Genomic DNA, 13,442 nt, shown 5'->3' on the forward strand with positions numbered 1-13,442 from the left:
CAAGGCGGCACGGACGACTCATGTGGCGCTTTCGCCGCCCCCATCATGCTCTGTAGTTGCCCGATTACGCAACGTTGTCGGCCAAATCCATCATTCCGGACAACCCCGGCTTCTCGGGCCAGGGTCCGCCGCTTACCCCACCGGAGTCCGCGAAAACGCTGCGAGCCGCCCCCGCGTGGAGGAAACTCAGCACGGAATCACGCAACCGGACACCCGGTGCCACGCGTCTAGCACAACGAGACCGGCGCGCGCAGGAAATGGGGAAAAGACGCCCCAGCGCCGCTCGTTACCTGTTCGCGTACCCTGTCGAGGTGACCTGGATGCGGAAACGTGACCATAACGTCCTGACCAATGCCGCATCGCTGCTCATCTGTGGGCTGCTGGCCGGCGTGGTCGTCGCCGCCGCGGCCTTTCCCGCGGTGGCGATGTCGGGTTTGGCCGCGAAGGCGGGTGCAGACACCTTCGGTGCGCTGCCGGGGGAACTAACCATGGCCCGCGCCCCCCAAATCAGTTATCTGCTCGCTTCTGACGGCAAGACGCCGCTGGCCACGATGTACGACGAGAATCGACGCGACGTCAAGTTCGAGGACATCTCGCCGTACATGCGCGCAGCGATCATCGCCGCCGAGGACCACGACTTCTACAAGCACAACGGAGTCGACCTCAACGGCGTGGCCCGCGCCTTCGTCAACAACAGCTCCGCCACCAACGACCGGCAGGGCGCCTCGACGCTGACCATGCAGTTCGTCCGGATGAGCATCGCCTACACGGCGACGCACCCCGCCGACGTGCTCGCCGCGACCGAGGACACCAGCGCGCGGAAGCTGCGCGAGATGCGCTACGCGATCCAGCTCGACAAGGAGATGTCGAAGGACGAGATCCTGGAGCGCTACCTGAACCTCGCCGCCTTCGGCAACGGCGCGTACGGCGTCTTCGCCGCCAGCCAGGTCTACTTCAACAAGAAGCCCAAGGACCTGACGATCGACGAGGCCGCCATGCTGGCCGGCCTGGTCAAGGCCCCCACCTCGTTCGACCCGACCACCAAGAGCGGCTACCCGCAGGCGGTCGCCCGGCGCGACTACGTGATCGACCACATGGTCACCACCGGGGCGATCACCAAGGAGCAGGCCGAGAAGGCCAAGGCCGTCAAGCTGGTGGTGAAGGGCAAGCGCGCGCCGAACGGCTGCGTCGCCACCAACAAGAACGCCTGGGGCTTCTTCTGCGACTACTTCTACCGCTGGTGGATGTCGCAGGAGACGTTCGGCGCCACCTCGTACGACCGGGAGCGGCGGCTCAAGAGCGGCGGCTACACGATCGTCACCACGCTGGACAAGCAGGCCCAGGACGGTGCCGACAAGGCGGTCCGCGCCGCCAAGCCGGTGACCGCCAAGGAAGCCGTGATGATCGCCGTGATCGAGCCCGGCACCGGTCGGGTACGCGCCCTGTCGGTCAACCGGAACTTCAAGCTCGACAACCCGAAGAACCCGAAGAACCGCCCGCACAGCGACCCGGTCCAGCGCGCCAAGGGCAAGCTCGGCAACTACCCGAACACGGTGAACCCGCTGCTGACCGGTGGTGACGGCATCACCGGTTACCAGGCCGGCTCGGTGTTCAAGATCTTCACCATCGTGGCCGCGCTGGAGAAGGGCATCCCCCTCAGCTACACCATCAACGCGCCGCAGCAGTTCAAGTCCGAGTACATCCTCCGCCAGGGCGCCCCGGCCACCTGCCCGGGCACGCACTTCTACTGCCCGACCAACTCGAACAAGCAGCCGGGCGGCGTGAAGGACATGTGGAGCGCCTTCTCGGCCTCGACCAACACCTACTTCGTGCCGCTGCAACAGCAGATCGGCGCGGCGAACGTGGTCGACGCGGCCAAGCGGCTGGGCATCCAGTTCCGGGTCACCAAGGAGAACGACTGGGCCAACGACAAGACGGCCGCCAACCAGTGGGGCGCGTTCACCCTCGGCGTCACGGACACCACGCCGCTGGAGTTGGCGAACGCGTACGCCACACTGGCCGCTGACGGCAAGTACTGCGAGCCGACCCCGGTGCAGGAGATCCGCGACCTGAACGGCAACAAGCTGGACGTGGCCAACCCGCGCTGCGAGAAACGGATCAGCACGGAGGTGGCCCGCGCGGCCGTCGACGCAGCCCGCTGCCCGGTCGGTGACAACTCCTCCACCAGCAAGTGCGGCGGCAGCCGTACGGCCGCCGAGGGCCGCTGGATCGTCGGCAAGCCGATCGCCGGCAAGTCCGGCACCACCGACGCGGAGAAGTCCGCCTCCCTGGTCGCGATGACCAAGCAGTACGCGGTGGCCGGCATCCTGGCCGACCCGGACTGGCCGCAGACCAACGTGAAGATGAAGCACAAGCCGGCCGACGGCATCAACCCGCCGGTCTTCCAGACGCTCAAGGCCGCCATGGCAGGCAAGAAGGCGATCAACTTCGACCCGCCGGGCCAGAAGATCGCGTTGGGCGACCAGCGGAGCATCCCCGGGGTCCGGTGCCTCAGCATCGACCAGGCGAAGTCCCGCCTCTCCGGTGCCGGCTTCACGCCCATCGTGTCGAGCGCTCGGGTCACCTCGGACTGCCCGGCCGGCAGCGCCGCCGGCACCAGCCCGGAGGGCCGCACCATCAAGGGCGGCATCGTGACCATCACGGTCAGCGCCGGCGGCGGAGGCAACAACGACGATGACGACGACGACAACGGTCGACCCGGCAATGGTCGACCGGGCAACGGGCCGCCCACCCGGCCGGGGACAGACCGTCCTGGCGGCTGACCGCGACCTGTAACGCCGAACGGGCGGGCACTCCTCACGGAGTGCCCGCCCGTTTTCTTCGACAGCTCAGAGACCGAGCTGGCGGCGTACCTCGGCGGCCACCCGGCCTCCCTCGGCCCGGCCGGCCACGGCCGCCTGGGCCGCCTTCATCGCCGGGCCCATCTGGGCCTTGCCGGTGAAGCCGCCCGCGGCGAGCGCCCCCGCGACCAGATCGGTCAGTTCGGCGTCGGAGAGCTGCTGCGGCAGGTAACGCTCCAGCACCTCACCCTCGGCGGTCTCCTTGGCGGCCTGCTCGGTACGCCCCGCGTCGGAGAACGCCGTCGCGGCCTCCCGACGCTTCTTGGCCTCCTTGGTCAGCACGGCCAGCACCTCGTCGTCGCTGAGCTCGCGCTTGGCCTTGCCGGCGACCTCAGCCGTGCCGACGGCCGCCAGGGCCATCCGCAGGGTGGAGGTGGTCAACTCGTCGCGGGCCTTGAGGGCGGCGCGCATGTCGGCGGTGAGGCGGTCCTTCAGCGTGCTCATGGACGCCCAAACTACCCTGATCGCCATGCGAAAGCGCACACTATTCCGGCTCGCGACGGCCACCGTCGCGACGGGCGCCGCTGCCCTGGCGTACGCGTCCCTGGTCGAGCGCAACATGTTCACGCTGCGGCGCTTCGACGTCCCGGTGCTGCCCGCCGGCACCGAGCCGCTGCGCGTCCTGCACCTGTCCGATCTGCACATGACCCCCAACCAGGTACGCAAACAGCACTGGGTGGCCTCGCTGGCTGCCCTCGATCCCGATCTGGTCGTGGTGACCGGCGACAACATGGCCCATCCGGAGGCGGTGCCGGGGGTGCTCCGGGCGCTGCAACCGCTGCTCGACTACCCCGGTGCCTTCGTCTTCGGCTCCAACGACTACACCGGGCCGGTCTGGAAGAACCCGTTCAGCTACTTCCTGCCGGACCGGGAGTACACCGAGGGGGTCGAGCTGCCCTCCGAGGAGCTGCGAGACGTCCTCATCGGGGCCGGCTGGGCCGATCTGAACAACCGGCGGAGCACCGTCAAGGCCGGCGGTCGGGCGATCGACATGGCCGGTGTGGACGACCCGCACGTCGAGCGGGACGACTACACCGCCGTGGCCGGCCCGGTCTCCGCCTCGGCGGATCTCTCCATCGCACTGACCCACTCCCCCGAGCCGGCGCTGCTCGACGAGATGGCCGCCGACGGCTTCGCGTTGCTGCTCGCCGGTCACACGCACGGCGGCCAGGTCTGCGTACCGGGCGTGGGGGCGCTGGTGACCAACTGCGGGCTGCCCCGGTCGATGGCGAAGGGCCTGCACCGTTGGCCCGGCTCGGACGCCTGGCTGCACGTCTCCGCCGGTCTCGGCACCCACCCGACCGCGCCGGTCCGGTTCGCCTGCCGCCCCGAGGCCAGCCTGCTCACCCTGATTCCCCGCTGACCGTCCCGCCCCCGGGGGTACCGAGTTTGACCCTCGGGACGGGTGGGCTACTATTTGTCGGCACGCCTCGGGGTGTGGCGCAGCTTGGTAGCGCGCTTCGTTCGGGACGAAGAGGTCGTCGGTTCGAATCCGGCCACCCCGACAGATGCGAGGCCCTGATCAGCAACACGCTGATCGGGGCCTCGTGTTCTATCCACGGCTCGGGACACAGGACCCGCCCCCCGGAGTGCGAGACGGTGCACTAGAGTCCGATCACACTGCCGCAAGTCGCCCGATTCCGGGTGACACTGCCGCCCGTCTCAACCAGGGCAGCTCGTTGCTAATACAAATTGCTACCGCAAACGTACTGAGATCCGCTCAATATTTGCTTGTTTAGGAATCCTCCGCTCAACTCAGGATAAACCAGACAGGTGTCGGTTCTTTGACGTTCACCACTGTCTCCCCACCACTCATCGTGTTACCGTACTGACCGAAACAGCGATCGTACGGGTTGTGAGCCCTGGCTGGGAATTTTCAATGGGGGGAACAGTGCGTTGTCCTAGCTCGGCGCGCTCCGAGTTGACGCCGCAGATGCTCGTATATGACGATTTCGACCATCGCAGCCAGGCCCGCTGGATGTCCTATGTGATGTATTTCCACCGGGTCAACTACCGATCTCCCGTAATTAACACCGATCGCTTGGGCTTTCGCATTTCTCACGGCACCGACAGTCAGACCTCGGCGGGTGGTGAGCCGGCAAACGGTCCGGTCCGGTTGCTGGCGGGCAGTTCGATGGCAATGGGCATCGGAGCGACCTGTGATCAGGCGACGCTCGCCTCGCGACTGTGGACCACCCATGCGCCGTCACGACCCTGGTTGAACTTCGCCGGGCGCAGTCATTCCTCCGCTCAGGAACTGCTGCTCTTCCTCTTCTATCGGCACCTGTTGCCGCCGGTGGAGGAAATTGTCATCCTCTCCGGGCTGAACAACCTGGCCCTGGCGCGACTTCCCGCCAGCCAACGCGGTGATGACGGCGCATTCTTCAACTGCGGCGACTACTTCGGCCAGATGGACAAACTCAAGTCCCAGTTCCGGACGCACCACTTCGGGTCAGGCGGTCAGCAGACCGGCGGCGACGAACCGGTCCGCCCGCTCCAGGTGCGGATCGCGGACGCCGCAGCGCTGACGATCCGGCACCTGGAGTCCTGGAAGCAGCTCTGCGCCGGCACCGACACCAGGATCACCTTCGTGCTGCAACCCCTGGCCACCTGGGTACGCGAGACGGCCGCACCCCAGGAGAGACGACTCTTCGACGAGCTGGACAAGATCTCGAACTTCTGGGAGTTGTTCGGTGACATCGCCACCAGGGAGACGGCCCGAAGGTACGCCGAACTACTGCAGTTGGGTTGCGAGAAAATTGATGTCAACTTCCTGGACATCAATCCTCTCCTCGCGAGCAGCGCCGCGGACGACAGCTGGCTCTATGTCAATCGAGCGCACATGACCGATTACGGACTCGACCTGGTGGCGCAGTTGCTGGCCAGGGAGCTGGATCTGTCGCGCTAGACCATCGGTTCATCATCAGAAGTGAGGACGGGAACATGAACCTGCTGCGCAGGATCTTCGGGAAGATCTTCGGTCGCAAGAAGAAGCCGAAGAACGACGCCTCGATCTATCCGATGTTCTAGCTTGCCCCGCAACAGCGGCGCCTCACCTTTCGTACCAGTAATGGAGAGCAGGGTTCTGCCGTGCTTTCCGTGCCGGACCGAATCGCTTCAGGCGCAGTCGGAAGCCAGTTGAGCCGAAGCGTCTCGGGACGACCCTTTTGGAGTGAACGGACGATACCTCCGCTCCGAACTCCTCGCGACGACGCAAGGTGTAAACGCCCGGTTACGGGCGTGTGTGCGGACTAGTCGAGGGATTGACAGTGTCAACGAATGCGGTCCACGAGTCGGGTCGGAATGCCGCCCGACAGCTTGGTCAACAGGATCACTCTCGCCGGCTCTATGTCATCGCGGTTGATCCCGAGACCTCATTTCCCGGAACTCCATTCATCGAACAGATCCAGGCGGAGATCGGTGATATCGCCGGTCGTGAGCCCATGCCGACCCCACTGGATGAGCTGCGGAACGAGGCGGTGCGGTGGTGTGCCGCCGAGGCCGGTCGCTTCGAGGGACTGGTCAGCAGTTCTGCGGACCCACTGACCACGGATTCCCTCGTCCGCCGCGCCGCGCTGGCGGCGGCACCACTCGCGCTGCGGTCGGGCGCCTGGTTGCAGTGGCAGAGCGCACCGGGCAATGCCGACGACGAGACCGTGTTGCGCATCCTGGCCCTTTATGCCTCGGATGTCGGTGTCGGTCGGCCGCAGGATTCCCGAGGCAGTGTCTATCTGTCCCTGCTCCGTCAACTGCACCTGTCCGAGCACGCCGCTCCGGTGGCCCGGCTGGTGCACGACCCTCGAGTGGCGGACCACCACTTCCACCTGGCCGCGACTCTGCTGGCGATGAGCAGGCGACCGGAGGACTTCCGGCCCGAACTCGTCGGCGCTGACCTGTGCCTGCGTACGGTCGGATTGCTGCCGGCGTTGAGACTGGTGCGTCAGGTGCATCCGCAGCTCGTGGACTGGACCGCGATCGACCCGTCCGCCGCCCGGGCCGACGATGAGCCCTCGGGGCTCCAGCTCTGCCTGGCGATCGTCGAGCACGGGTTCGATGACGGTGAGCTGGCTCGGGTGCGTACCGGTTTCCGGTGGGCGTTCACGGTGCTGAAGCGGTGGAGCGCAAGCCTGTTCGCCGAGCTCGACAACGCCCGCGACCCGGCGTACGAGATGGCCGAGCTGTTGCGTCACCGGGCCCGCGAGGGCGCGGTGTACCACCAGGTTTTCGCCATCGCCGGTCGATCGCTGTCCGACTGGCTCCACGACGCCCGGACCGACCCCAGCGAGCTGCTGACCGAGCTGGCGAAGAGCCGCCTGGTCAAGCCGGGCCGATCCGCGGACAGTCCGCTTGTCAATGGCCTGGTCAGTGAGCGTGGCCCGATGTTCCGGGTCTTCTCTCCGGCCGACCTGCTTGTCATCCGCCGATGGATCGACTCACTGCCCACCCGGCAGCCCGAGCCCGAGCCGCCGAAAGCGGCAACTGAGGCAGATGCCGTGTCGGCGAAGCTGCTGGCGACCGTCATGGCCGGCCCGGTCGACGAGGGCCGGGAGCCCGGTGACATCCGGGAGGCGTACCACCTGCTCCAGCAGCGGACGGACACCCCGGCGATCCGCCGGTTCGCCTTGGACTATGTGCGGGGCTGGCTGGCTCGGTCCCGGCACAGGATGGCGTCGGATCCGCAGCGCCTGCCCGAGGTCTGGGGACGCGAAGGTCTGCGCCCCTGGCTGGTCGAGCAGCACGACCGGCAGGGACGTGACTTCGAGGCGTCCGCCACCACCCCGATGCCGACCCGGGAAGAACTCATCGACTCCACCGTGCAGCTGGCACCGTTGACGCTTATCGACGGCGCCTGGCTGCAGGGGTTCACCGACTACGAACACGCGGCTTCGGAACAGGGCTACTTCCTGTTCGAGACCTACTGGGACGAGCTCGGCAACGGGGTGCCTCGGCTGAACCATCCGCTGATCTACCGGCAGGTGCTCGCCGAGATGGACATCAAGGTGCCGCCGACCGCGTCGCGGGAATTCGCCATGTGGGACGGATTCCGGGACGAGTCCTTCGAGCTGCCGGTGTACTGGCTGAGCATCGGACGTTTTCCGCGTACGTTCATGCCGGAGATCCTCGGGTTGAACCTGGCCATGGAGCTGTCCGGGGTCGGTGGCACCTACCGGCGGGCGCGCCAGGCGCTGAAGAAGTACGGCTTCTCCACGAAGTTCGTCGACATCCACAACACCATCGACAACGTCGCCACCGGGCACTCCGCCTGGGCCGCCGACGCGGTCGACACCTACCTCGCCTCGCTGCCCGTGTCCCATGGCGCCGGTGCGGTCGCCGAGGTCTGGGAACGGGTACGCACCGGGTTCCGATCGCTCAACCCACCGTCCGGCCTGCTGGCCCGGCGGGCGTTTCGTCGCGCCCGCAAGGCCAGCAGATCGCTCGCCGCCATCTGATCGACCGACGCACCACACCCACACTGAGGAGATCGATCGTGGGAAAGCTGGTTCTGGGCCTGTCCGCTTACTACCACGACAGCGCGGCCGTGCTGGTGCGGGACGGAAGGCCCATCGCAGCCGCTCAAGAGGAGCGCTTCACCCGTAAGCGCCACGACCCGGCCTTTCCGGCGGAGGCGGTCAAGTACTGCCTGGCTGAAGGCGGTGTCGGACTCGACGATGTGGATGCGGTCGCCTACTACGAGGATCCGAAGCTGAAGTTCGGCCGGGTGCTGACGAGCTTTGCCGCCTCGTCGCCCTTCTCCCTGGAGGCCTTCACCCGGGTCCTACCGGAATGGACGTCCTGGAAGCGCGACACGGTCGGGCGGGTGCGCCGTTCGCTTGCCGAGCTGGGGCAGGGCGCGGTCCCGGAGATCAACGTCCGGCGGCATCACGAATCCCACGCGGCCTCCGCCTTCCTGCCGAGCCCGTACGAGTCGGCAGCGGTGTTGTGCATCGACGGCGTCGGTGAGTGGGCCACCACCACGCTCTGGCACGGCCAGGGCAGTCGGATCCGCCACCTGGCGGAGATCAGGTACCCGCACTCACTGGGCATGCTCTACTCGGCGTTCACCTACTTCTGCGGATTCAAGGTCGACTCCGGCGAGTACAAGCTCATGGGCCTGGCCCCGTACGGCGTGCCGCGCTACGCGGACGTGATCCGGCAGCATCTGATCGACGTCAAGGACGACGGCTCGTTCCGGCTCAACATGAGCAACTTCGAGTTCCTGCGCGGTCAGGTCATGACCGGTCGCGGGTTCGAGCAGTTGTTCGGCGGGCCGCGCCGCGAGCCGGAGAGCCCGCTGACCGAGCGGGAGTTCGATCTGGCCGCGTCGGTGCAGCTGGTCACCGAGGAGGTGGTGCTCAAGCTGGCCCGGACCGCCCGCGAGTTGACCGGTGAGGCCAACCTCTGCCTGGCCGGTGGCGTGGCGCTGAACTGCGTGGCCAATGGCAAGGTCATCCAGGAGAAGGTCTTCGACTCGGTGTGGGTGCAGCCTGCCGCCGGTGACGCCGGTGGGGCCCTGGGTGCCGCGCTGATGGTGGCCGCGGAACTCGGTGCGCCGCGCGCACATCTCGCCGAGGGCGGCGACGGGATGTCCTCCTCGCTGCTCGGTCCTGGGTTCAGCGACGAGGAGATCGCGCGTTTCCTGGACGACCTGGGTGTGCCGTACACCCGATTGGACGAGGAGTCCATCGCCAAGCAGGTGGCGGAGGAGCTGGCCACCGGCAAGATCGTCGGCTGGTTCCAGGGCCGGATGGAGTTCGGTCCGCGTGCGCTCGGGGCGAGGTCGATCATCGGTGACCCCCGTGACGTCGACATGCAGTCGACGATGAACCTGAAGATCAAGTTCCGGGAGTCGTTCCGGCCGTTCGCGCCATCGGTGCTGGCCGAGGAGGTCGAGGAGTACTTCGACCTGCACCAGGAGAGCCCGTACATGCTGGTCGTGGCACCGGTCGCGAAGCAGCGGCGACTGGACGCCGAAGAGTCGGCGCAGGCCACCGGGCTGGACCGGCTGAAGGTCCACCGTTCGACCATCCCGGCGGTCACCCACGTCGACCATTCGGCGCGGGTCCAGACGGTGACCGCGTCGTCGAACCCGACCTATCACCGCCTGTTGACCGCGTTCAAGCAGGTGACGGGCTGCCCGGTGCTGGTGAACACCTCGTTCAACGTCCGTGGTGAGCCGATCGTGGCCACGCCGTACGACGCGTACCAGTGCTTCATGCGCACCAACATCGACCTGCTTGCGCTTGGCAACTTCCTGCTGAACAAGGCCGACCAACCCGCGTGGCGAGAGCAGGGCGACTGGCGCAAGGAGATCGCCCTGGACTGACCGACCACCACTTCGCCCACAAGGATTGATCATGAAAATCTTATGGTCGTTGATCTACTTTCTGGTATTCGTGCCGGTCGGCATCTTCTTTCGACTGTTCCGCGATCCGCTCCGTCGCAAGTGGCAGCCGGAGCTGAGCACGTACTGGATTTTCGACGAGAGACCGCGTTGACACCGGCCACCGGTCGGCAGAACCAGGAGAGCAGCACGTGATCGGTATCGACGCAGGGTTGGGCATCGCCGCGGTGGCGCTGGCGATGGTACTCACCCCAGGTCCAAATATGATCTACCTGGTCTCCCGGTCGATCACCCAGGGCCGGGCCGCCGGCCTGATCTCCCTGCTCGGCGTCGCGGTCGGGTTCTTCGCCTACCTGCTCGCCGCGGTGACCGGCGTCTCCGCGGTGTTCGCGCTGGTACCGACCATGTACACGGCAATCAAGATCGCCGGTGCGTGCTACCTGCTGTGGCTCGCCTGGAACGCCATCAAACCCGGCGGCCAGTCGGCGTTCTCGCCCAAGGATCTGCCCATCGACAGGCCCCGGAAGCTGTTCACGATGGGCCTGATGACCAACCTGCTGAATCCCAAGATCGCCGTTCTGTACGTGTCGTTGCTCCCGCAGTTCGTCGATCCGGCGAAGGGTGACATCGCGGCGCAGAGCCTCTCCCTGGGATTGATCCAGATCACGGTGGCGCTCACCGTCAACTGCCTGATCGTGCTCACCGCAGGCTCGGTTTCCTCCTTCCTCGCCCGCAAGCCGACCTGGTTGCGGGCACAGCGCTACGCCATGGGGACGGTGCTCATCGGCCTCGCCGTGAGCATGGCCTTCGACCGAACGGAAGCAGCAGCACCCCGACAGTGATTCACCCGTTCGAATCGGGACATCGACGCAGACGCGAGGAGGCCGTCCTGATGAAGCCGCACATTCTGATCATTCACCGCTGGCGTGACCACCACGCCGGGTACGCGGACTACCTCGACCACGACCTCCACCACGTCACCTACATATGCACCGAACTGGCCACCGCTTCGGTACCTGCCGCGGCCTCCGCCGTGTCGATCGTCGCGGCCACCGACCGCCTGGACCTGGTGAGTGCCGCTGCCGACGGACTGATCGAGCGATTCGGCCGGCCCGAACGGATCATCGCCCTGAACGAGGGCGATCTCGACACGGCGGCCGAGCTGCGCGCCCACCTGGCGGTGGCCGGTGATCATCCCGACCGGCTCGCTCCGTTCCGCGACAAGCTGGTGATGGCGCAGACCGTGGTGGCGGGCGGCGTCGCCATCCCGGAGTTCGCCGACGCGCCCGACACCGAGGCCGTCGTGCGCTTCGCGGACCTGCACGGCTGGCCGGTGATCGTCAAACCACGACGCGGCACGGCGAGCCGGGACGTGTTGCGCCTGAACTCGGTCGATGATCTGGTCCAACTCGACCGGCTCGCGCCCGAACCACGGATGGTGCAGACCTTCTGCCCGGATCAGGTTTTCCACATCGACGGCCTCTGGACCGGCTCCGAACTGGGTGCCTGGCGGGCTTCGCGCTACGTGAACACCTGCATGGAGTTCGCCGCCGGGGATGTGCTCGGCTCGGTGGAGGTGGACGACCCCGAGCTGCTCGGCCCGCTTGGCGAGTTCCTCGCCAGGGCCTGCGCCGCCTTCGGTGACGAGCCGTGGGTGTTCCACATGGAGGCGTTCGTCGGACACCGGGCCGACGGCAGCATCCGGATCAACTTCCTGGAAGCCGGTTCCCGGGTCGGCGGCGCGGAGATCCCGTTCGTCTGGCGCGAGGTGCACGGCGTGGATCTGGTGGAGGCCGCGGTGCACATCCAACTCGGCCGCCGCCCGATCGTACGGTCGATCAGCGGTCAGCGGGTCGGCGGCTGGCTCCTGGTGCCGACCCCGGTGCCCGCGCCCTGCCGGATCACCGTGGCGGAACTCGACCTGCCACCGGCCGAGTGGCCCTACGCCCGGGTGATCCCGGACGTGGGCACCGTGATTCCGAAGGCCGGCGGCTACGAGCACGTCGGGGCCCGGTTCCGGTTCTCCGGGGCGGCGACCGACGACGTGGAGAAGGCCATCCGCCGTACGGCCGGCCAGCTCTGGTTGGAGTGCGTGCCCAGCCAGTCGGACCTGCCGGTCGCGGGCTGACCCGTGATGACCGCCTCGTTGTCCTTCCTCAGCCATCCGCGCGGCCCGTTGAGCAGCATCGAGTCCAGGGCGTACGAGTTCGCGGTGCTGGGAAACCGGATCGACGCCGACTGCCCGCCGCCGGAGGTCGGCATCAGCCGGAGCGACTGGGCCCACGCCTGCGAGAGTCTGCTGCGACGCCGGTTGCTGTCCCGTGCCGACGACGGTGGCCTGACGGCGGTGCATCCCGAGATCGCGTTGAGCATTCTCAACGCGCCGCTCAGCGATGAGATCCGGCAGCGCGAGGAGGCGATGGCCACCAACGGCCGGGTGATCCAGTCGATCAGCAGGCGGCTGGCCCAGCTGGCCAAGGACGGCAGGCAGCGCGACGGCGTCCGGGTCGTCCGTGGCGAGCAGGCCCTCCGCGACGAGATTGACGCCGCGATCCTGCGCTGCACCACGGAGATCCACTCACTGCGTCCGGGCGGCCTGCGGTCGCAGGACCACTTCAGCGCCTCCGCGACGTCGGCGAGTTCGATCTTCGAACGTGGGTTGCGGTGCCAGTTCCTCTACCACCACACGGCCCGCTCCAATCTGGGCCTGGTCGCCCGGGCCAAGGCGGTCGCGGAGCACGGTGGAGGCATCCGTACCACCGCGGCGAGCTTCGAGCGCCTGGTCATCTTCGATCGCAAGCTGGCGTTCATCCCCGTCGACGCCCCGACAGCAGCGGATCGGGGCGCGGCGGTCATCTCCGACGAGCTGGTGGTGGAGTACCTGTACCGCACGTTCGTGCACCTCTGGGCCAACGCGGTCCCGCTCGAACTGCCCGAGGACCAGATGGACGAGGTCTCCCTGGACACCAGGATGGCGATCCTCCGGCTGATGTCCGCGGGGCTGAAGGACGAGGCGATCGCCAATCGACTGGGCATGGCCCTGCGTACCTGCCGGCGGCACATCTCCTCGATCCTGAAGGGCCTCAATGTGTCCAGCCGGTTCCAGGCCGGCATCAAGATCGCCCAGCTCGGGATTCTCACCGACGAGGTGATCGATTCCGAGCAGTCCGGCCGGACCGACATCAGCCCGCTGTGGTGACCCGTGCAGGTCGCCCTTCCCCCGTACCGACAAGGAGAGC

The 13,442-nt window shown here is 67.1% G+C and carries 10 protein-coding genes and 1 tRNA gene; 10 read left to right on the top strand and 1 reads right to left on the bottom strand.

Annotation, left to right across the window (positions count from 1 at the left end; translation table 11 throughout):
- Positions 1–320 precede the first annotated feature (320 nt).
- Complete coding sequence (locus EG812_RS10085; protein WP_013736325.1) at positions 321–2,783, top strand: penicillin-binding protein; 2,463 nt, start codon at positions 321–323, stop codon at positions 2,781–2,783.
- Positions 2,784–2,849: 66 nt separating this feature from the next.
- On the opposite strand, the gene EG812_RS10090 is transcribed toward EG812_RS10085, so the two are convergent.
- Positions 2,850–3,305: a GatB/YqeY domain-containing protein gene (locus tag EG812_RS10090; protein WP_013736326.1), complete on the bottom strand. Its 456-nt coding sequence runs from the start codon at positions 3,303–3,305 to the stop codon at positions 2,850–2,852.
- Positions 3,306–3,330: 25 nt separating this feature from the next.
- Here EG812_RS10090 and EG812_RS10095 point away from each other — a divergent pair, with 25 nt between their 5' ends.
- The 9 genes from EG812_RS10095 to EG812_RS10130 all read left to right on the top strand — a co-directional run bounded on the left by EG812_RS10095 (position 3,331) and on the right by EG812_RS10130 (position 13,402).
- On the top strand, positions 3,331–4,224 hold the full coding sequence (locus EG812_RS10095; RefSeq protein ID WP_043722212.1) for a metallophosphoesterase: 894 nt from the start codon (positions 3,331–3,333) through the stop codon (positions 4,222–4,224).
- Between the two features lie 68 nt (positions 4,225–4,292).
- Positions 4,293–4,366, top strand: a tRNA-Pro gene (locus EG812_RS10100).
- 428 nt (positions 4,367–4,794) lie between these two features.
- The gene (locus EG812_RS10105) at positions 4,795–5,769 is read left to right on the top strand and encodes an SGNH/GDSL hydrolase family protein (protein ID WP_126711392.1); all 975 of its coding nucleotides are present in this window, start codon (positions 4,795–4,797) and stop codon (positions 5,767–5,769) included.
- Positions 5,770–6,304: 535 nt separating this feature from the next.
- Positions 6,305–8,311: an iron-containing redox enzyme family protein gene (locus EG812_RS10110; RefSeq protein WP_126711393.1), complete on the top strand. Its 2,007-nt coding sequence runs from the start codon at positions 6,305–6,307 to the stop codon at positions 8,309–8,311.
- A 38-nt stretch (positions 8,312–8,349) separates the two neighbouring features.
- Complete coding sequence (locus tag EG812_RS10115) at positions 8,350–10,185, top strand: carbamoyltransferase family protein (protein ID WP_126711394.1); 1,836 nt, start codon at positions 8,350–8,352, stop codon at positions 10,183–10,185.
- Between the two features lie 31 nt (positions 10,186–10,216).
- Positions 10,217–10,357, top strand: a complete 141-nt coding sequence (locus EG812_RS29075) for a hypothetical protein (RefSeq protein WP_013736331.1) — start codon at positions 10,217–10,219, stop codon at positions 10,355–10,357.
- Between the two features lie 37 nt (positions 10,358–10,394).
- Complete coding sequence (locus EG812_RS10120; RefSeq protein ID WP_013736332.1) at positions 10,395–11,045, top strand: LysE family translocator; 651 nt, start codon at positions 10,395–10,397, stop codon at positions 11,043–11,045.
- A gap of 50 nt (positions 11,046–11,095) precedes the next feature.
- The gene (locus EG812_RS10125) at positions 11,096–12,331 is read left to right on the top strand and encodes an ATP-grasp domain-containing protein (protein ID WP_126711395.1); all 1,236 of its coding nucleotides are present in this window, start codon (positions 11,096–11,098) and stop codon (positions 12,329–12,331) included.
- A 6-nt stretch (positions 12,332–12,337) separates the two neighbouring features.
- Positions 12,338–13,402, top strand: a complete 1,065-nt coding sequence (locus EG812_RS10130; RefSeq protein WP_126711396.1) for a helix-turn-helix transcriptional regulator — start codon at positions 12,338–12,340, stop codon at positions 13,400–13,402.
- The last annotated feature ends 40 nt before the right edge of the window (positions 13,403–13,442 follow it).

The organism is Verrucosispora sp. FIM060022, from assembly GCF_003977705.1.
GTDB lineage: Bacteria > Actinomycetota > Actinomycetes > Mycobacteriales > Micromonosporaceae > Micromonospora > Micromonospora gifhornensis.

What these genes read in the sequence shown, in the direction of transcription:
- EG812_RS10085 (WP_013736325.1), top strand. Translation starts at nt 321, where the DNA reads ATGCGGAAACGTGACCATAACGTCCTGACCAATGCCGCATCGCTGCTC.
- EG812_RS10130 (WP_126711396.1), top strand. Translation starts at nt 12,338, where the DNA reads ATGACCGCCTCGTTGTCCTTCCTCAGCCATCCGCGCGGCCCGTTGAGC.
- EG812_RS29075 (WP_013736331.1), top strand. Translation starts at nt 10,217, where the DNA reads ATGAAAATCTTATGGTCGTTGATCTACTTTCTGGTATTCGTGCCGGTC.
- EG812_RS10095 (WP_043722212.1), top strand. Translation starts at nt 3,331, where the DNA reads ATGCGAAAGCGCACACTATTCCGGCTCGCGACGGCCACCGTCGCGACG.
- EG812_RS10090 (WP_013736326.1), bottom strand. Translation starts at nt 3,305, where the DNA reads ATGAGCACGCTGAAGGACCGCCTCACCGCCGACATGCGCGCCGCCCTC.
- EG812_RS10125 (WP_126711395.1), top strand. Translation starts at nt 11,096, where the DNA reads ATGAAGCCGCACATTCTGATCATTCACCGCTGGCGTGACCACCACGCC.
- EG812_RS10105 (WP_126711392.1), top strand. Translation starts at nt 4,795, where the DNA reads ATGCTCGTATATGACGATTTCGACCATCGCAGCCAGGCCCGCTGGATG.
- EG812_RS10110 (WP_126711393.1), top strand. Translation starts at nt 6,305, where the DNA reads ATGCCGACCCCACTGGATGAGCTGCGGAACGAGGCGGTGCGGTGGTGT.